Annotated in this window: 15 protein-coding genes, 6 tRNA genes, 1 pseudogene and 1 riboswitch; of the genes and pseudogenes, 4 read left to right on the forward strand and 18 right to left on the reverse strand. The window is 68.8% G+C overall.

Annotated elements, in window-relative coordinates:
- Positions 1-72: 72 nt before the first annotated feature.
- Both J4Z35_RS04110 and J4Z35_RS04115 read right to left on the reverse strand, forming a co-directional pair.
- Complete coding sequence (locus J4Z35_RS04110; protein ID WP_038567939.1) at positions 73-462, reverse strand: hypothetical protein; 390 nt, start codon at positions 460-462, stop codon at positions 73-75.
- Complete coding sequence (locus J4Z35_RS04115) at positions 459-953, reverse strand: GNAT family N-acetyltransferase (protein WP_006944541.1); 495 nt, start codon at positions 951-953, stop codon at positions 459-461. The genes J4Z35_RS04110 and J4Z35_RS04115 overlap by 4 nt, the downstream gene beginning before the upstream one ends.
- Before the next feature lie 123 nt (positions 954-1,076).
- Positions 1,077-1,192: riboswitch (SAM riboswitch) on the forward strand.
- 72 nt (positions 1,193-1,264) lie between these two features.
- On the opposite strand from J4Z35_RS04115, the gene J4Z35_RS04120 reads away from it, so the two are divergent.
- Positions 1,265-2,578: a bifunctional o-acetylhomoserine/o-acetylserine sulfhydrylase gene (locus J4Z35_RS04120; RefSeq protein ID WP_062257640.1), complete on the forward strand. Its 1,314-nt coding sequence runs from the start codon at positions 1,265-1,267 to the stop codon at positions 2,576-2,578.
- 166 nt (positions 2,579-2,744) lie between these two features.
- Here the strand turns inward: J4Z35_RS04120 and thrS are convergent, their stop codons facing one another.
- From thrS to J4Z35_RS04175, 11 genes are all read right to left on the reverse strand, one after another.
- The gene (gene thrS, locus J4Z35_RS04125; RefSeq protein ID WP_062257610.1) at positions 2,745-4,742 is read right to left on the reverse strand and encodes a threonine--tRNA ligase; all 1,998 of its coding nucleotides are present in this window, start codon (positions 4,740-4,742) and stop codon (positions 2,745-2,747) included.
- A gap of 515 nt (positions 4,743-5,257) precedes the next feature.
- Positions 5,258-6,676, reverse strand: a complete 1,419-nt coding sequence (argG, locus tag J4Z35_RS04130) for an argininosuccinate synthase (protein ID WP_006944507.1) — start codon at positions 6,674-6,676, stop codon at positions 5,258-5,260.
- A gap of 162 nt (positions 6,677-6,838) precedes the next feature.
- Positions 6,839-7,909, reverse strand: a complete 1,071-nt coding sequence (moaA, locus tag J4Z35_RS04135; protein ID WP_083603783.1) for a GTP 3',8-cyclase MoaA — start codon at positions 7,907-7,909, stop codon at positions 6,839-6,841.
- Positions 7,906-8,343, reverse strand: coding sequence for a molybdenum cofactor biosynthesis protein MoaE (locus J4Z35_RS04140; RefSeq protein ID WP_074039221.1), 438 nt, complete (start codon positions 8,341-8,343; stop codon positions 7,906-7,908). The genes moaA and J4Z35_RS04140 overlap by 4 nt, the downstream gene beginning before the upstream one ends.
- Positions 8,344-8,420: 77 nt before the next feature.
- Positions 8,421-8,497 (reverse strand) — tRNA-Val (locus tag J4Z35_RS04145).
- A 59-nt stretch (positions 8,498-8,556) separates the two neighbouring features.
- Positions 8,557-9,024, reverse strand: a complete 468-nt coding sequence (locus tag J4Z35_RS04150) for a TIGR02611 family protein (RefSeq protein ID WP_083603749.1) — start codon at positions 9,022-9,024, stop codon at positions 8,557-8,559.
- 158 nt (positions 9,025-9,182) lie between these two features.
- The gene (locus tag J4Z35_RS04155; RefSeq protein WP_171969809.1) at positions 9,183-10,025 is read right to left on the reverse strand and encodes an aminodeoxychorismate lyase; all 843 of its coding nucleotides are present in this window, start codon (positions 10,023-10,025) and stop codon (positions 9,183-9,185) included.
- On the reverse strand, positions 10,022-11,116 hold the full coding sequence (locus J4Z35_RS04160) for an anthranilate synthase component I family protein (RefSeq protein WP_074039220.1): 1,095 nt from the start codon (positions 11,114-11,116) through the stop codon (positions 10,022-10,024). The genes J4Z35_RS04155 and J4Z35_RS04160 overlap by 4 nt, the downstream gene beginning before the upstream one ends.
- Before the next feature lie 116 nt (positions 11,117-11,232).
- Positions 11,233-12,351, reverse strand: coding sequence for an ionic transporter y4hA (locus tag J4Z35_RS04165; protein WP_074039219.1), 1,119 nt, complete (start codon positions 12,349-12,351; stop codon positions 11,233-11,235).
- 147 nt (positions 12,352-12,498) lie between these two features.
- Positions 12,499-12,573 (reverse strand) — tRNA-Val (locus tag J4Z35_RS04170).
- A 12-nt stretch (positions 12,574-12,585) separates the two neighbouring features.
- Positions 12,586-12,661 (reverse strand) — tRNA-Gly (locus tag J4Z35_RS04175).
- A gap of 315 nt (positions 12,662-12,976) precedes the next feature.
- Between J4Z35_RS04175 and J4Z35_RS04180 the strand changes: the two genes are divergently transcribed.
- A complete protein-coding gene (locus tag J4Z35_RS04180) occupies positions 12,977-13,201 on the forward strand; it encodes a hypothetical protein (RefSeq protein WP_074039218.1) in 225 nt (74 codons plus the stop codon).
- Between the two features lie 299 nt (positions 13,202-13,500).
- A pseudogene (locus J4Z35_RS04185) lies at positions 13,501-14,193 on the forward strand (alpha/beta hydrolase); the annotation flags it as partial.
- A 50-nt stretch (positions 14,194-14,243) separates the two neighbouring features.
- On the opposite strand, the gene J4Z35_RS04190 reads toward J4Z35_RS04185, so the two are convergent.
- The 5 genes from J4Z35_RS04190 to J4Z35_RS04210 all read right to left on the reverse strand — a co-directional run bounded on the left by J4Z35_RS04190 (position 14,244) and on the right by J4Z35_RS04210 (position 16,485).
- Positions 14,244-14,696 carry a DUF5709 domain-containing protein gene (locus J4Z35_RS04190; protein WP_074039215.1) on the reverse strand — a complete coding sequence of 151 codons (453 nt, stop codon included), beginning with the start codon at positions 14,694-14,696 and terminating at the stop codon, positions 14,244-14,246.
- 275 nt (positions 14,697-14,971) lie between these two features.
- Positions 14,972-15,046 (reverse strand) — tRNA-Val (locus J4Z35_RS04195).
- Position 15,047: 1 nt separating this feature from the next.
- Positions 15,048-15,118 (reverse strand) — tRNA-Cys (locus J4Z35_RS04200).
- A 38-nt stretch (positions 15,119-15,156) separates the two neighbouring features.
- Positions 15,157-15,229: transfer RNA gene (locus tag J4Z35_RS04205), tRNA-Gly, on the reverse strand.
- Positions 15,230-15,315: 86 nt separating this feature from the next.
- A complete protein-coding gene (locus tag J4Z35_RS04210) occupies positions 15,316-16,485 on the reverse strand; it encodes a YihY/virulence factor BrkB family protein (RefSeq protein WP_074039213.1) in 1,170 nt (389 codons plus the stop codon).
- A 112-nt stretch (positions 16,486-16,597) separates the two neighbouring features.
- Between J4Z35_RS04210 and glgX the strand changes: the two genes are divergently transcribed.
- The gene (gene glgX / locus J4Z35_RS04215; RefSeq protein WP_062257431.1) at positions 16,598-18,718 is read left to right on the forward strand and encodes a glycogen debranching protein GlgX; all 2,121 of its coding nucleotides are present in this window, start codon (positions 16,598-16,600) and stop codon (positions 18,716-18,718) included.
- Positions 18,719-18,931 lie beyond the last annotated feature (213 nt).

The raw sequence follows: 18,931 nt of genomic DNA on the forward strand, positions 1-18,931 counted from the left end.
TAGAGCCCCGCCTGCCTCGACGCAGCGGCCGCGGGTGGGCTCGCGCGCACCATGCACCCCGGGTGAGCGGTCTCAGACCGCCGCGATCTCGCGCAGACGCGCCGGGACAATGGTTCGGTCGGCTTCCCCCGCGTGCGCGACGTCGCCGACACGGCCCGCCAACGTCCGCGCGACCTCGGCCGCGTCGCCGTCACCGACGACGGCGACGATGCTCGCCAGCCCGGCGAGGCCCGTGACGGCGTCCTCGAGGTCGAGCCAGTCGTCGTCATCGAGGCCGGCCGCCGCCCCCGGCCATGCGACCGAGGCGGCCATGACGCCGTCACGAGCCCACTGCTCGACAGCGTCGCGCGCGAGGGCGCCGTCAGCACCGAGGTGCAGGACGACGGCGTTCGCGACCGGTTTGGACGGGCAGGCGATGCAGCGCTCGCGCTGATCGAGCGCCCAGATGACGTCGTCGCTCATGACGCACGCTCCGCATCGCGGCGGGCGTCGAGGCCGAACGGCGCCACACGCTGCATGTGACGTTCGTCCGGCGGGCCGAAGCCGGCCCGTTCGTACAGCCTGCGGGCACGCGGACGGGCGTTGAGCATCATTCGCGCGACGTCGTGCGCGTCGGCCCAGGCGTCGACGATCCGCAGCATCCGCTCGGCCAGGCCCTGGCCGCGCGCCGACGGCGTGACGAAGACGACCGCGATGTAGAGCGACGGCTGCGCCGGCCGAGCCAGCGCCGGGGGCCGGTGCACGAGCGACGTCTGCACCATGCCGAGAGCCGTCCCGTCAGCACTCGAGGCGAGCCACGTCGGCAGATCGTCGTAGTGCGCGAGCCAGTGATCGGCATACTCGGTGATGAAGCCGGAGCGGTTGCTCTCCCCCGCCTCGAGGTCCATCTGCAGACGCAGCGCCGCGCAGGCGAACGCGTCTTCGCGGCGCGCGCGGACGATCGTCGGTGTCATGGCAACAGTCAAGCACGGCATGAGGGTCGTCGCCCGTAGGCGCGTCGCGTCAGCACGGGGCCGCGACCGGAATGTGAGACAGCATTCCCGCCTGATGACACCACCCGGCCTAGAGTGGCCGCAGGTCACGAGCGCCAGCGTCAAACCCCGGTTTGCTGGCCGGCAACCCTCCCACCGCGGCGGGGTGCTCCGGGTGACGACCTGGCCCGGCGCCGAGCGCGTCCGGGCAAGCGCGGAGGGATTCCCCTTCGGGCACCACACGTACGGTGCGCCGCCCGTGCGTCCACGCACTCCTCAAGAGGGACATCATCATGAGCTCCGAGAACTGGGCCTTCGAGACCAAGCAGATCCACGTCGGCCAGAACGTCGACGGCGACACCGGCGCCCGGGCGCTGCCGATCTACCAGACGACGTCGTTCGTCTTCGACTCCGCCGAGACCGCGGCCAACCGCTTCGGCCTGTCGGATCTCGGCCCCATCTACACGCGCATCGGCAACCCGACGGCGCAGGCGGTCGAAGACCGCATCGCCGCGCTGGAGGGCGGCGTCGGCGCGTTGCTGCTCGCGTCGGGTCAGGCGGCGACGACGTTCGCCATCCTCAACGTCGCTCAGGCCGGCGACCACATCGTCGCCTCGTCCGCGCTGTACGGCGGCACGTACAACCTGCTGAAGTACACGCTCAAGCGACTCGGCGTCGAGACGACGTTCATCGACAACATCAACGATCTCGACGAGTGGCGCGGCGCCATCCGCGACAACACGAAGCTGCTGTTCGGCGAGACGCTGAGCAACCCCGACCAGAAGGTGCTCGACGTGCGCGGCCTCGCCGACATCGCGCATGACGCCGGGGTGCCGCTGTTCGTCGACAACACCGTCGCGACGCCGTACCTGCTGCGCCCGATCGAGCATGGCGCGGACGTCGTCATCCACTCCGCGACGAAGTACCTCGGGGGGCACGGGACGTCGATCGCCGGCGTGCTCGTCGACGCCGGCACGTTCGACTACGCCGCCGACCCGGCGAAGTTCCCGCAGTTCAACGAGCCGTCGGAGAGCTACCACGGTCTCGCGTTCGCCCGCGACCTCGGCGTCGGATCGCCGCTCGGCGCGAACCTCGCCTTCATCCTCAAGGCGCGCGTCGAACTGCTGCGCGACCTCGGCGCGGCCGTCTCCCCGTTCAACGCGTTCCTCATCGCGCAAGGCCTCGAGACGTTGTCGCTGCGTGTGGAGCGACACGTGGAGAACGCGAAGAAGGTCGTCGAGTTCCTGAAGTCGCAGCCGCAGGTCGAGACGTTGTTCTACGCCTCCGACCCGTCGAGCCCCTACAAGGAACTCGCCGACCGCTACCTGCCCGCCGGCTCCGGCGCCGTGCTGTCGTTCGAGATCGCCGGTGGCGTCGAGGCGGGCAAGAAGTTCGTCGACGCCCTCGAACTGCACTCGCACGTCGCGAACATCGGTGACGTCCGTTCCCTCGCCATCCATCCTGCGTCGACGACGCACTCCCAGGGCAGCGACGAGGACCGCCGCGGCGCCGGCGTGACGCCCGGCCTCGTGCGGTTGAGCGTCGGCATCGAGAACTCCGCCGACATCATCGCCGACCTCGAGAAGGGCTTCGCCGCAGCGAAATGACCATGCGCTGAGGTGGGTCCCCGCGACGGGTGACGCAGCCGGGTTTCGTACCCCGAGCGTGGTCATCCGGCCGTGTCGAACGCCGGCCTTCGGGTGCACATGCCAACACACGAGCGCGCCCCCGAACCGCGAGGTTCGGGGGCGCGCGTCGTCGTCGCGGCAGGAGTCAGCCGGCCGTCGGGTCAGTGTTCTGACGTTCGGTGATGACGCGGGTGATCTCGGCGATCGCGTCGGCCACCGGCACGCCGTTCTTCTGCGACCCGTCGCGGAAACGGAACGAGACGGCGCCGTTGTCGCGGTCCTCTTCACCGGCGATCAGGATGAACGGCGCCTTCGACTTGGACGCGTTGCGGATCTTCTTCGGGAAGCGGTCGTCGCTCATGTCGACCTCGACACGCACGCCGGCTTCGCGCAGCTTGATCGCGACGTCCTGCAGGTAGTCGTAGTACTCCTCCGCGACGGGCACAGCGAGCACCTGAACCGGCGCGAGCCACGCCGGGAACGCGCCCGCGTAGTGCTCGACGAGCACGCCGAGGAAGCGTTCGATCGAGCCGAACTTCGCCGAGTGGATCATGACGGGCTGCTGGCGCGAACCGTCCGCCGCCTGGTACTCGAGGCCGAAACGAGCGGGCTGGTTGAAGTCGTACTGGATCGTCGACATCTGCCAGGTACGGCCGATGGCGTCGCGCGCCTGCACGGAGATCTTCGGGCCGTAGAACGCGGCACCGCCCGGGTCCGGCACGAGCTCGAGGCCGGACTCGAGCGCGACGTCCGACAGCACCTTCGTCGCGATGTCCCACTGTTCGTCGGTGCCGATGAACTTGTCCTTCTTGTCCCCGTCGACGTCGCGCGTCGAGAGCTCGAGGTAGAAGTCGTTCATGCCGAAGTCGCGCAGTAGGCCGAGGATGAAGTCGAGCAGGTGCTTGATCTCTCCCGGCGCCTGTTCGGGCGTGACGTAGCTGTGCGAGTCGTCCTGGGTGATCATGCGCACGCGCGTCAGACCGGAGAGCACGCCCGACTTCTCGTCGCGGTACACCGTGCCGAACTCGAAGAAGCGCAGCGGCAGCTCACGGTAGGAGCGCCCACGCGAACGGAAGATCTCGTTGTGCATCGGGCAGTTCATCGCCTTGAGGCGGTAGTTCTGCCCGTCGACGTCGAGGGGCGGGAACATCCCGTCCGCGTAGTACGGCAGGTGACCCGAGGTGTAGAAGAGGTCTTCCTTCGCAATGTGCGGCGTGCCGACGTAGGAGAAGCCCTCCTCGATGTGACGGCGGCGGACGTAGTCCTCCATCTCACGCTTGATGATGCCGCCCTTGGGGTGGAACACCGGCAGGCCGGGGCCGATGTTCTCGGGGAAGCTGAACAGGTCGAGCTCGGCGCCGAGCTTGCGGTGGTCGCGCTTCTCGGCCTCGGCGAGGCGCTCGAGGTAGGCCTTCAGCTCGTCCTTCGTCGGCCACGCAGTGCCGTAGATGCGCTGCAGCTGCGGGTTCTTCTCGCTGCCGCGCCAGTACGCGGCGGCCGAACGCATGAGCTTGAACGCGTTGCCGAGCACCTTCGTCGACGGCACGTGCGGGCCGCGGCACAGGTCGCCCCAGGCGACGGTGCCGTCGCGGCGGACGTTGTCGTAGATCGTCAGCTCACCGCCACCGACCTCGGCCTCCGCGCCCTCGGCCGCATTCGCAGCGTTGCCCTTGAGGCCGATGAGCTCGCACTTGTAGGGCTCGTGCGCCAGTTCTTCGAGGCCCTCGGCGTCGGTGATGACGCGGCGGTTGAACGTCTGGCCCTCGTTGACGATCCTCTGCATCGCCTTCTCGAGCTTCTTGAGGTCGTCGGGCGTGAACGCCTCGGCGACGTCGAAGTCGTAGTAGAAACCGTCGGTGACGGGCGGTCCGATGCCGAGCTTCGCGCTCGGGTTGATCTGCTGCACCGCCTGCGCGAGCACGTGGGCCGCGGAGTGACGCAGGACGGCGAGGCCCTCGGGGTCCTGCGCGGTGACGGGCTCGACGGACGCGCCATCCGGGATCTCGCGGAACAGGTCGCGCAGTTCACCGTCGATGCGCATGACGAGGACGGCCTTGTCGCCGCCGAACAGGTCCGTGCCCGTCGTGCCCTGCTCGACCTCGCGTGGTTCGCCGTTGACGGTCAGGGTGATGTTCTCGGACACGGCTGTGCTCCTTGTTCGTGACGTGCAGACTCGGCCGCACACGTACGAATGGCACGGCCCGTGCCGCCAAGGCTACCGGGTGCCCCCCACCACCCCACGCCGAGCCGCCGGCACCACCCAGGCGTGACGTTGGTCGCCCGCGGTGATGCGAGGCGGCTGTTGCTGAGGATCTCCTACGAATGTGGACGTAGATCGCCGATGTGGACGAAAATCGCAGGTGGGTCAGGGGCCCGTACTCATCTGCGATTTGCGTCCACATTCGCGATTCCTCTACACCTCGGCGAGCGGCGTCCACACTCGCGAGGTTCGGCCGCCACTACCAACCTGGGTGACGGTCGTCGACGGCGCCGTGTCCAGCCGACGACCACATTGCCGTCCGGACGCGACGAGGCCGCCCACCATCCAGTGGGCGGCCTCCTCGATCGCGCCGAGCGTGCAACCTTCCTCGACCGATGCCGAGGTCTTGGTCGATCAGCGCCGATGTCCTGGTCGATCGGCGCCGACGTCTCGGGAGGTCAGTCGGTGCCGAACTCCATCGCCGCTTCGTCGAGTGCGAGAGCGTCGGCGTCGACGTTCGGGTTCGACGCGATCTGCTGCGCGCCACCGGGCTCGAGCTGGCCGACGAGGTCGGTCTGCGCCTTGCCCAGCCCGCCGCGTGCGGCGTAGAACTCGAGCTTGCCACGCGTGTCGGCGATGTCGAGGTTGCGCATCGTCAGCTGCCCGATGCGGTCGACGGGGCCGAATGCGGCGTTCTCGGTGCGCTCCATGGACAGCTTGTCGGGGTGGTAGGAGAAGTTGTCGCCCTGGGTGTCGACGATCGAGTAATCCTCGCCGCGACGAAGGCGCAGCGTCACCTCACCCGTGACGGCGGACGCCACCCAACGCAGCAGACCCTCGCGGATCATGAGCGACTGCGGGTCGAACCAGCGTCCTTCGTACAGCAGCCGCCCGAGGCGCCGTCCGTCGTTGTGGTACGCGGCGATGGTGTCCTCGTTGTGGACGGCGTTGAGCAGCCGTTCGTAGGCGATGAACAGCAGCGCCATGCCGGGCGCCTCGTAGATGCCGCGCGACTTGGCCTCGATGATGCGGTTCTCGATCTGGTCGCTCATGCCGAGCCCGTGGCGTCCGCCGACGGCGTTGGCCTCCTGGAACAGGGCGACGACGTCGCCGCCGAAGTCGTCACCGTTGATCGCGACGGGCAGCCCCGATTCGAAGCGGATGACGACGTCCTCGGTGTCGATCTTCACCGCGTCGTCCCAGTACGCGACACCCATGATCGGCTTGACGATCTCCATCGACTCGTCGAGGTGCTCGAGCGTCTTCGCCTCGTGCGTCGCGCCGAGGATGTTGGCGTCCGTCGAGTAGGCCTTCTCCGCCGAGTCGCGGTAGGGCAGATCGTGCGCCGTCAGCCATTCGGACATCTCCTGGCGCCCACCCAGTTCGCTGACGAAGTCGGCGTCGAGCCACGGCTTGTAGATGCGCAGGCCCGGGTTGGCGAGCAGACCGTAGCGGTAGAAACGCTCGATGTCGTTGCCCTTGAACGTCGAGCCGTCGCCCCAGATCGACACGCCGTCGGCCTGCATGGCGCGCACGAGCAGCGTGCCCGTGACGGCGCGACCCAGCGGCGTCGTGTTGAAGTACGTGCGCCCGCCGGAGCGGATGTGGAACGCGCCGCACGCAATGGCGGCGAGACCCTCCTCGACGAGCGCCTTCTTGCAGTCGACGAGACGCGACAGTTCGGCGCCGTACTGGCCGGCACGGCCCGGGATGCCTTCGATGTCGTCCTCGTCGTACTGGCCGAGGTCGGCGGTGTAGGTGCAGGGGACGGCGCCCTTGTCGCGCATCCAGGCGACGGCCACGGAGGTGTCGAGGCCACCGGAGAAGGCGATGCCGACGCGTTCGCCGACGGGCAGGGAAGTCAAGACCTTGGACATGCCTTCAGAATACCCCGACTGAGTAGTTATGCCAAAACAGTGCATAACTACTCAGTCGGCAGGCCTGGGGAGGCGGGACGACGCGCCGGCGCCCCGCAGCGCGAGCCTGGCACCCACGTGTGCACCGACCCGACTACCCGACCTAGGCGCGCCATCGATCGCTCAGCCGCCGATGGCGCTCATCGGCCGCGGCGGCTGGAGGAATCCGGGTTCGTCGATGCCGTGGCCGGGTTGCTTGCCGGCGAGGCAGGCTCGGATGCGGGCGCGGACATCGGCGTCCGTGCCACCGCTGCGCAGCACCGAGCGCACGTCGGTCTCGCCGCGCGCGAACAGGCACGAGCGCAGCTGGCCGTCGGAGGTGAGCCGCAGCCGGTCGCACGCGCCGCAGAACGGCATCGTCACGCTCGCAATGATGCCGACGCGGCCCGGGCCTCCGTCGACCTCGTACAGCTCGGCCGGGGCGGCGCCGCGTCCGGGCAGCGCGTCCAGTGAGTGCGTGCGACGCAGCAGGGCGAGCGTCTCGGCAGCTGTCACCATCTCGGCGCGGTTCCACACGTGCCCGCCGTCGAGCGGCATCTGTTCGATGAAACGCAGTTCGTGCCCCTCAGCGAGGGCCCAGTCGAGCAGTGCGGGCGCCTCGTCGTCGTTGACGCCGCGCAGCAGCACCGTGTTGATCTTGATCGGCGCGAAACCGGCGCAGCGCGCCGCGTCGAGACCGGTCATGACGTCGTCGAGTCGATCCCGACGGGTCATGGTCGCGAAACGCGAGGGCGAGAGCGTGTCGAGGCTGACGTTGAGTCGCGCCAGGCCCGCGTCGCGCAACGGTTTCGCCAACTGCGCGAGCCGAACGGCGTTCGTCGTCATCGACAACTCGGGGCGCCCACCCGGCCCCTCGAGTGCCGCCAGGCGTTCGACGAGGTCGACGATGTCGGGGCGCAGCAGCGGTTCGCCGCCCGTGAGGCGGATCTCGTCGATGCCGGCCTCGACGGCGATGCGAGCCACCGTGACGATCTCGTCGCTCGCCAACAACGTGTCGCGCGGTGCGAGCGGCACACCCTCGGCGGGCATGCAGTAGGTGCAACGCAGATTGCACTTGTCGGTCAGCGAGATGCGTAGGTCACGATGCACCCGCCCGAACGGGTCGACGAGCGGACCGTCATCCGAAACGCCTGCAGCGGTGGAGATTTCGCCGCGCAGGGCACGGCGCACGCGGGGTGTCGGCAGGTCGATCATGACGGCAGCCCGGACCACACCGCGCTGCCGTCGCGCAGGTGTTGCTGCTTCCACAGCGGGACGTCGTGCTTGATGCGGTCGACCAGTTCGCCGCACACCGTGAACGCCAGCGCACGATGCGGCGAGCTGACGGCGGCGACGATGGCGCTCTCCCCCACCGCGACACGTCCGATGCGGTGGCTGACCGCCACGCGTGTCTCACCGTCCGGATCCAGCTGCGTGACGACGGCCTCCGCCACCTCGCGCAACGTCGCCGCGGCGCTCGGGTGCGCGGTGTAATCGAGCGCGACGACCTCGCCGTCAGCCTCCGGGTCGTGGTTGCGTACCGTCCCGACGAACGTCACGCACGCGCCCTGACGTGCGTCGTCGACGGCGCACGCGTGGGCGTCGACGTCGAGGTGCGAGTCGGTGACGGCGGCGAGCAGGACGGGCATGGGCGCTCCTTCCATCGGTGGCCCAGCGGTGTCCGCGGGACGCAAAAAACGCGGAATCCGATGATTCCGCGTCCTGATGGTGGATGTAAAGGGACTCGAACCCCTGACCTCTCGCGTGTGAAGCGAACGCTCTAACCAACTGAGCTATACATCCGTGTGGTGCGCGGGAAACACTAGCCCACGGCGTCGATGAACACCAAACGGGCCGGCGCGTCAGCCGCCGAGCCCCGGCACGTGGTCGAGCCAGTTCTCAGCGAAGTCCGGCAACCATCCCGGCACTCCGGAGACCACGAACATCGCCCAGAAGATGGCGACGACGAGCGCGAACGTCGCGAGACCGGCCAGCGCCTGCGCCCACCAGCCCTTGCGTTCGAGCCAGTCCCACCACGCTTGCACCTTCGCGCGCACCCAGCCGAGCAGCCGCTGCGCGCGCTCGAACTCGCTCGCCCAGATGCCGAGGCCGAGGAAGATGACGAGCCAGCCCGGCCCCGGAAACGGCAGCAGCACGATGCCCACGATGACGACGATTGCGCCGAGCACACCGACGCCGATGCGGTACAGTCGCGCGCTCTTCGGGTTGGCGCGGATGCGTCGACGCCACTCCCAGTCGTGCTCCTCGCCCTGCCCGGGCTCTCGAGAATCGCGGGAATCAGCGTCGCGGGCGGAGGTCGTCGAGCTCATGACAGCCAAGCCTAACGGGGGGCGCCTGAGCCGACCATTCCAACGCCGCGCGCGGGAGACTTCACGGCCGGGCGTGAGCCGACGTCAACCGCCACGACATTGCGCCGTCCCGTGTCGAGGGAACCCCGCGCCGAGGCAAACCCGACGGGAACACGCCGTCAGCCGAGCAGCTCGCCCTGACGCTCGGCGAAGATCGCCGCGATGCGCGACGTCATGGGTCCGGGGGTGCCCTCGTCGCACAGCGCCCGGTCGTTGATGGCGTGCACGCCCTGCACGTCGCGTGTCGAGGAGGTGACGAACGCCTCGTCGCATTCGTCGAGCACGTCGAAGCTCAGGTGTTCCTCGGCGATCTCGACGCCGGCCTCGCGCGCCCACTCGATCGTCAGCGCGCGCGTGATGCCGGCGAGCGGGCCGTCCTCGAGCGGCGGCGTGACGACGCGCTCACCGAGCACGACGAAGATATTCGAGCCGGTGCCCTCGCACAGGTTGCCGAGCGTGTTCGAGAAGATCGCCTCGCTCGCGCCGGCCTCCTTGGCCGCGGCGAGCGCGACGACGTTCTCCGCGTACGACGTCGTCTTCAACCCGGCGACGGCCGAGTTCTCGTTGCGCGTCCAGCGCACCGTCGCGACCTTCGTCGTCGGCGCGGGTCGCGGCACGGCGCCCGCCGTCACGATGTACGTCTGCGGGGCGTCGCCGCGATCCGAACCGAGTGGGCCGACGCCGCCGGTCACGGTGTAGCGCAGGCGCCCGAAGTCGATGTGCTCACCCTCGAGCACGGCCTTGACGCCCTCGTCGACGCGGTCGCGATCGAGCTTCGGCAGGCCGAGGCCGGCGAGGCTGCGATCCATCCGATCATGATGACGCGACAACGCGAACACGCGGCCGCCGTCGATCTTGGCGGTCTCGAACACGCCGTCGCCGACGGTGATGCCGTGGTCGATCGGTGAGATGGCCGCGCCCTCGTCGACGCGGCGACCGTCGACCCAGATCCGGATGCTCATGGTGTCTCCTCCAGTGCCGCGCCCCGCGCGATGGCGAGCAGGCGATGTGCCTTCAGTTCGGTCTCATCCCATTCTGCCGTAGGCACCGAATCCCACGTGATCCCGGCGCCCACCCCGAAGTGGGTCGACGGAGACGATATCCCGTGCCCGTTCGCGGCCGCAGCCCCACCCCCGGCGGGTTTCTGCCAGAACGTACGGATGCCGACGGCCAGCTCCGCGGCGCCCCGATCGGCGTCGATCCACCCGATGGCGCCGCAGTACGGCCCGCGCGCCCCCACCTCGAGTGATTCGATGACGTCGAGAGCCCGCCGTTTCGGGGTGCCCGACACCGAGCCGGGCGGCCCCGTCGCGCTGAGCAGCCGCGCCCACGTCACGTCGTCACAGACCTCGCCCCACACCGTCGAGACGAGGTGGACGAGGCCGGGGTGCTGTTGCATCTCGAGCAGCGGATCGACGCGCACCGAGCCGGGCACACAGACACGTTGCAGGTCGTTGCGCACGAGGTCGGTGATCATGACGTTCTCCGTCACGTCCTTCGCGAGCATCGTCTCCGGACACGTCGACGTGCCCTTGATCGGCGCGGAACTGATGACGGCGCCCTCGCGCGCGAGGTACATCTCCGGCGAGGCGCTGACGATCTGCGGCAGGCCCGCGATGTCGATACGCGCGGCGTGACGCGCCGGGTTGTGGGCGAGCACGCCGCGGAACAGGACGTCGAGGTCGAGCGCGGCGTCCGTCGTCAGCGTCCGACAGAGGTTGACCTGGTACACGTCGCCGGCCGCGATGTGCTCGCGGATCCGTTCGACGCCGTCGCAGTAGGCGTCGCGCGACAGCGACGATCGCCATTCGACGTGACATTCCGCGGGCCTTGACGGCGGCTCGGCCAGGGCCGCACTCCCCCGCCACGGCTGCGTCGGGTGCCACACCACCGATCGCATGCGCGCGGCCAACAGCTCGCCCTCGAACGTCTGCACGACGACATGGAAACCGTGCTCGAGATCGTCGGGATCCGACGTCACCGCCTCGACGTCCCACGCCGTGACGTCGCGAAAGAGCGCACGATCCGTGCTGGCGGCGAGAGCGTCGATCACGAGAGGCCACAGTAGTCCGGCCGCGTCCCGCGCAGGCGGATGCGCCGCAGCGGATGAGCCCGGCCACGTGGCGACCTACCGAGGACGCACGCCCTCTGCCCGGACGCGGGTCACGGTCACGGATTCGCGGCGAGGAAAACGTACGCGAACAGCAGCACGAGCAGGATCCACCCGGAGAACCGCGTCGCGCGGCCCTGGACGATCGTCAGGATGCCGACGACGAGGCTGAGCACGAGCAGCACGATGTGCATGCTGCCGAGGCCCAGTTCAAGCGGTGACGACAGGAACGGCGACAGCGCCGCGAGCGTCGGGATCGTCAGGCCGATGCTCGCCATCGCCGAGCCGTACGCGAGATTGAGGCTGTTCTGAACGCGTCCAGCGCGCGCGTACTTCGCGGCGGCGAGCGTCTCCGGCAGCAGCACGACGAGGGCGATGACGACGCCGACGAAGCTCTGCGGGAAGCCCGCGGCGTCGACGGCCTGTTCGATCGACGGCGACAGCACCTTCGCCAGACCGACGACAGCGACGAGCGCCACGACGAGCAGGCCCAGGCTGACGAGCGCGGCGCGCGTCGACGGGGCCGGGCCGTGGGCGTCCTCGTCTCCCTCGTCGTCGAGCGGCTTGCCGGCGCGGTCGACGGGCACGAAGAAGTCGCGGTGACGCACCGTCTGGGTGAGGACGAACATCGCGTACACACCGATCGAGCTGATCGCGGCGAACGCGAGCTGCGACGGCGAGAACTCCGGCCCGCTGCGGGCCGAGGTGAACGTCGGCAGCACGAGGCACAGCCCCGCGACGGTGACGACGCCCGCCAACGCGGCCGCCGACCCTTCCGGGTTGAAGCGTGCCAACCCGCGGCGCCCCGCGCCGAGGAAGATGCACAGACCGGCGATGCCGTTGATCGTGATCATGAGCGCCGCGAACACCGTGTCGCGCGCAAGCGTCTCGACGCCGTCCTTGCCGGAGGCCATGAGGGTGACGATGAGCCCCACCTCGATGACGGTGACGGCGACCGCGAGGACGATCGAACCGAGCGGCTCGCCCACCTTTGCGGCGATGACCTCGGCGTGGTGGACGGCGGCGAGAACAGCTCCGAACAACGCCGCGGTGACGAGGACGGCGACGATGCCCGGCAGGCTGCGTCCCCATGTGGCCGCGAGGACGACGGCTCCGAGGATCGGAGCCCACGTCGTCCACTGGGCGATTCCTGGTCGGTGCGTGGCTTCGGCGCTCATGCGCTCCCCTTGGATCGTGCGGCGGTCACGGACGCTGCGTGCTCGGCCCCTGCCTGAGGGAGACGGTTCCTGCGAGAGCGAGCCTCGATCAGTCTTGGCCGAATGTGCATCAAGGCCTCCGGCGACACGCCGAAGGCCTTGATGTGATGGTGGGCGATACTGGGTTTGAACCAGTGACCTCTTCCGTGTCAAGGAAGCGCGCTACCGCTGCGCCAATCGCCCCAGATATGGGAATGGAGCGGACAACCGGGCTCGAACCGGCGACCTCAACCTTGGCAAGGTTGCGCTCTACCAACTGAGCTATGTCCGCCTGTTTCCTCGGGCTTTCCGCCCTCGGCAACGACGAGAACGTTACCCGGATCATCGCGTGTTCACCAAATCGGCATCGCCGAGTCGACGGGGATCGGCGGCCCGCCCACGCCGATCGACGAGTGCGCGATCGCGACGACGGATGTCGCTGGCTTCACGCCGACTGTGCCTCATCACGGCCGTGCGTACTTGACCTGGCTCATCGCGCCGCTGCTCGATCCGCAGCTGCATCCGTGGACCGTCGTACGCCTCGGCGTACTTCGTCTCCGGACGCCCAGCCGCGACGCTCCTGCGCACCACCGACGGCCTCTCGGGGGTGCTGCTCGTCGTCATCTCCGCGCTGTCCTACGCCCGCCTGCGCATCGTGTGGCGGGGGCTGCGCCTCGACCACGACGCCGCAGCGGCCGTCGGTCACGTCTCGACCCGCCGTCGCGAACGCGTCGCCGTGCGGACGTGGTGCGCCGCCACGATGCGGGCCGCATCGATTCGCCGGGCCGGGCCACCGCCGGGCGTCCGATTCGTCCTCGGCCTCCCCTGCTGAGCCGTTTCCCGGCGCGCTTCGCAGATGATCAGCGTGACGGGCCGCGCGACGCGCGTTCTCGACGCAGGCGACGGGCCCGCGCTCGCCTGCTCCCCCGGCATCGCGTCGTTCGTGTGGGACTGGGCGCCTGTCGCGCAATGCTTGTCGGCCACCCATCGCGTCGTCGTCGTCGAACGTCCCGCCGACGAGCGACTTGGCACCGGGCACCTTGACGCCGAACGCCTTGATGTCGAGCACCCTGGAGCCGCCGCACGTCCTGATGCCGCACGTCCCGATGTCGAACGCGCGGACGCCGACCGTCCCCAAGAACAGAAACGGCCGGCGCGCCGGCCATGCTCGAGGACGACGCAGCGCACCTGCTGAACGCGCTCGACGCGCTGGGCGTGCCGGGCCCTGTCACATTCGTCGGTCATTCCTTCGGGGCTGTCGTGGCGGAAGCCGCGGCGCGCATGACCCCGGAGCGGGCCGCGGCCCTCGTCCTGCTCGACGGGTCACTCGCCGAGGACGGCTCCGCCGAGCCCGAGACGCCTCGATCGGGCCGACGCGCACGACTCCTGGTGGCGGCCCTGCGAAGCCGCCCGGCCGTCGCTGCCTGGCGGGTCTGCGGCCCCACGATTCTCACGCTGACGGTGCCCGCGCGTCGTTCACTCGCGCGATCGGTCCCCGGCCTGCGCGACGAGATGGCGTCGATCAGCGTGCTCGAGACCTGTCTTCACGAATTGTCGGCATATTCGTCCTGCGTTCGTCAGCTGCATGCGCTGCGCACGACGTCACCGCTGACGCCGCAGTTGCCGACGCTCGTCGTCGCCGCCAACGGGCGCCTGCAGCGACGCACGCCAACCCGTTGGGTGCGCGCCGTGCTGCGCCAGGCGCGCGAAATCGCCGCCGATGCAGACGTGCGGAAGGCCGTCCTCGAGCGATCCGGCCATTTCGTCATGCTCGACCGCCCTCAGCGCATGGCCGACCTCATCCTCACGCTCGGATCCCGCTGACGGCGGCGCACCGCGACGCTCCGGCGGCCTCGCACTCTGCGTCCGCTCGATCAGGCGCCGGGCTCGTCGACGACGCCGTCGTCGAAACCCGCCGCGTCGCGACCGTCCGTGAAGTGCAGCGCAGCCTCTTCAGCGCTCGAGGCGCCACCCGCGAAACCGTCGTCCTCGGCGACGAGTTCGGATTCGCGATCCTCCGCCAGGCCCTCGTCGGGGGCGACGACGCGGCCGACGCGCGTGTCGTCGAACTCGTCGTCAGGTGACGGAACGCCGTCGGGGTTGCCGTACGCCGAGTCGGGGTCGACGTCGGGCACCTCCTCCTCGAGGCGCTCGTCGAGGGTCTCGTGCTCGTTCTCCCAGCGCTCGACGTTCGGCTCGCGCTCCGGCGTCGTGAACCCCTGGTCGAGCATGTTCTCGTACGTCTCGCCCGTGACGTCGTCGGCGGCCTGGGCCTGATCCGCGTAGCCGTCCATGGAGCCGAGGTCGAAGTTCGATTCATTCGTCATGACGCCATCATGCGCACATGAGCCGCACCAAGGAAAGCCGGCAGGCCCGCTGCACTTCGGTCGACGGCCCCGCCCGCATGCGCCGCTCGACTTTGCCCCACAACGCGTCATCCATGATGCGTTTCCGGGCGATGGCCGCCGGGCCCCGCACCCACGGCGTCCCCCGCACACCGGCCCGGGATCTCTCGCCCAGCCGGCAGCTGGCAGCCTGCAGCGGAACAGCCACGATGCTCCCGACGGCCGGGCCGTGGGAGCATCGTGGCTGTGTTCTGTTCTGGTGGGCGATACTGGGTTTGAACCAGTGACCTCTTCCGTGTCAAGGAAGCGCGCTACCGCTGCGCCAATCGCCCGAGGTGGAGACGGGATTTGAACCCGTGTAGACGGCTTTGCAGGCCGTTGCCTCGCCTCTCGGCCACTCCACCGAACACGGTTCGCACCGTGCGTGTCCAAGAAGACACAGAGCGGACAACCGGGCTCGAACCGGCGACCTCAACCTTGGCAAGGTTGCGCTCTACCAACTGAGCTATGTCCGCCTGCTACTGCGCTGTCGCGCTGCAACGAGAGGAAACACTAACCGATGCTCACGTTCACGCGCAACGTGGGCGGCGCGGATGCCGCGTCACGCGCTGCGACGCTGCGCCACGTCGTCGGGGCGAGCAGACTCGGCGGCGGCTTCGCCCTGCGTCACCACGCCACCGTCGGGCCGCGCCCCACGATCCACCACGGCAGCTCGCTCGCCGTACGGGCGCCCATGCCTGGCGCCGGCCGACGTCTCGTTCTCCTGGTCGTACGGGGCGTCGTCGCCCGCCCGTGAACGCACCTTGGCCACCTGTTCCTCGATGAGCCCACGCGTCCGCGCACGCACTCCGACGGGCGCGGCGGCGACGGGCCACAGCCGCGCGACGGCACTGTTGAGCGCGGCACCGATGAGCACGGCGATCGACAACGAGTACAGCCAGATCAGCGCGATGATCGCTGCCGCGAGCGGGCCGTAGATCGAGATGCCGCCGACGGACGCCGACAACCAACTGCGCAGGAACAGCGAGATGATGACCCAGGCGATGAGGGTGAATCCGGCGCCGGGCAGGTCGCGCACCCATGGCGTGCGCACAGGTGTCGCGATGTAATAGAGCGTCGCGAACCCGACGATCGTGATGGCGCCGACGACGGGCCAGTACAGCGTCAGCAGGAACAGCAGACCGGGCGGCAGCATGCGTCCAAGCAGATCCGGGCCGATGACGATGAGTGGCAGCACGGCGCCGATGAACAGCAACGAGACGAAGTACAACGTCACCGACAGCGCACGGGCGCGCACGATGCCGCGCACGCCGCCCTGGCCGTACATGATCGAGATGGTGTCGACGATGACGTTGATCATCCGCGAACCGGACCACAGCGACAGCAGGAAGCCGATGGAGACGACGTCGGGGCGTCCGCCCTCGAGCGCGTCGTGCAGCGTCGGCATGACGACGTTCTGCAGCGCCTCCCCCGACAGGATCCCCTCGAGGTAGCGCTCGATCGAGCGGACGATGTCGTCCACGGTACGTCCGCCGAGGGCGCCGCCGACGTAGCCCATGACGCCGAGCAGGCCGTAGACGAGCGGCGGGAAGGACAGCAACGCGAAGAAACCCGCCTCGGAGGCGAGGCCGGTGACGCGGTAGCGCATGCACTGACGCAGCGTCTCGAGCACGAGGCGGCACACGGCGTAGAGGCCGGGCACGCGGCGCGCCACGCGGCGGGCGCGGGTACGCAGCATCGACGGTTGATCCTGCTCCGCCTGCTCGCTCACCCGAGCACGTTAGCGGCGTTCGTCGCGGAAGGCGGGGAGGCTCGCCGCAGCCGTGTCCACGCCCGAACCGGCGTGCGACGAGCGCGTCCTACTTCATGGTTAGGTAGACGCCATGGATATCTGGCCGGGCAAGCCCTACCCCCTCGGTGCCACGTTCGACGGCACCGGCGTCAACTTCGCAATCTTCTCGGAAGCGGCCGAGAAGGTCTTCCTCTGCTTGGTCGACGACGACATGGTCGAGACGCGCATCGAGCTGACGGAGGTCGACGGCCACGTCTGGCATGGTTACGTGCCGAGCGTGCAGCCCGGTCAGCGGTACGGCTACCGCGTCGAGGGCCCGTACGACCCCGAGAACGGGCAGCGTTGCAACGTCAACAAGCTGTTGCTCGACCCGTACGCGAAGGCGATCGAGGGTCAGATCGACGGCGACGAGTCTTTGTTCAGCTACTACTTCCTCGAGCAGGACAAGCGCAACGACGACGACTCGCTCGCTCACACGATGCTGAGCGTCGTCATCAACCCCTACTTCGACTGGGGTCACGACCACCCGCCGCAGCACGAGTACCACCAGAGCGTCATCTACGAGGCGCACGTCAAGGGTCTGACGATGACGCACCCGGACGTGCCGGAGGAGATCCGTGGCACGTACGCCGCGATCGGTCACCCCGCGATCGTGCAGCACCTCGTCGACCTCGGCGTGACGGCGATCGAGCTCATGCCGGTGCACCAGTTCGTGCAGGACACGACGCTCGTCGAGAAGGGCCTGACGAACTACTGGGGTTACAACACGATCGGCTTCCTCGCGCCGCACAACGCGTACTCGGCGAGTGGCGAACGCGGTCAGCAGGTCACCGAGTTCAAGGCGATGGTCAAGGCACTGCACGAGGCGGGCATCGAGGTCATCCTCGACGTCGTCTACAACCACACCGCCGAGGGCAACGAGAACGGCCCGACGCTGAGCTTCCGCGGCCTCGACAACGAGAACTACTACCGCCTCGTCGACGACAACAAGGCGCACTACTTCGACACGACGGGCACGGGCAACTCGCTGCTCATGCGCAGCCCGCACGTGCTGCAGCTCATCATGGATTCGCTGCGGTACTGGGTCAACGAGATGCACGTCGACGGTTTCCGCTTCGACCTCGCTGCGACGCTCGCGCGTCAGTTCCACGAGGTCGACCGGTTGAGCGCCTTCTTCGACATCATCCAGCAGGATCCCGTGATCAGCCAGGTCAAGCTCATCGCCGAGCCCTGGGACGTCGGTGACGGCGGCTACCAGGTCGGCAACTTCCCGCCGCTGTGGACGGAGTGGAACGGCAAGTACCGCGACACCGTGCGCGACTACTGGCGTGGTGAGCCGGGTTCGCTCGGCGAGTTCGCCTCCCGTCTCACTGGTTCGAGCGACCTGTACGCGCACTCGGGGCGTCGACCGATCGCGTCGATCAACTTCGTCACCGCGCACGACGGCTTCACGATGCGCGACCTCGTCAGCTACAACGAGAAGCACAACGACGCCAACGGCGAGGGCAACAACGACGGCGAATCGCACAACCGCAGCTGGAACTGCGGCGTCGAGGGCGAGACCGATGACGCGAGCGTGCTCGCGCTGCGGGATCGTCAGATTCGCAACCACCTCGCGACGCTCATGCTGAGCCAAGGCGTGCCGATGCTGCTGCACGGTGACGAGCTGGGACGCACGCAGGGCGGCAACAACAACACGTACTGCCAGGACAACGAGATCTCCTGGATCGACTGGGATCTCGACGACCGTCGCCGTTCGTTGCTGGAGTTCACGCAGCAGCTCATCGCGTTGCGTCGTACGCACCCGGCGTTCCAGCGTCGACGCTTCTTCGCCGGCGACGCCGAGCACGGTGGGCGCAGCGACTGGGGCGACATCGTCTGGTTCGGCGCGAACGGTGAGGAGATGCAGGACGGCGACTGGGCCTCCGGAGCCGGCACGATCATGGTCTACCTCAACGGTGACGCGATCCACGCGCAGGATGCGAAGGGCCAGTCGGTCGTCGACGACCACTTCCTGCTGCTGTTCAACCCCGGCCACGACGAGACGCACTTCGTCATCCCCGAGGTCGTCAAGAAGGGTTCGGAGTGGAGTTTCGCCATCTCCAGCCTGCCCGAGGACGCCGAAGCAGGCGTCGAACTGAGCGGCGGCGACACCGTCAAGCTGCCCCCGCGCACCCTCGCGGTGCTGCAGGCGCCGCGCACAGAGAGCTGACGAACGCATGACGAGGGGCTGACCGGTTCGATCGAACCGGTCAGCCCCTCGTCATGTTCGTCTTCTCGTGGCTGCGCGCCGCCGGCCGTGCTCGTACGGACCCGGCCCGCGGCGTGGACGTCAGAGCTTGTCGAGGCGAGCGCGCTGCTCGGGGACGTCGAACGTCGCCTCCGGCCACTCGAGGGCGAGGGCGCGCAGGTGCTCGAGGACGAG

The organism is Dermacoccus sp. NHGro5, from assembly GCF_017565385.1.
Lineage (GTDB): Bacteria > Actinomycetota > Actinomycetes > Actinomycetales > Dermatophilaceae > Dermacoccus > Dermacoccus nishinomiyaensis.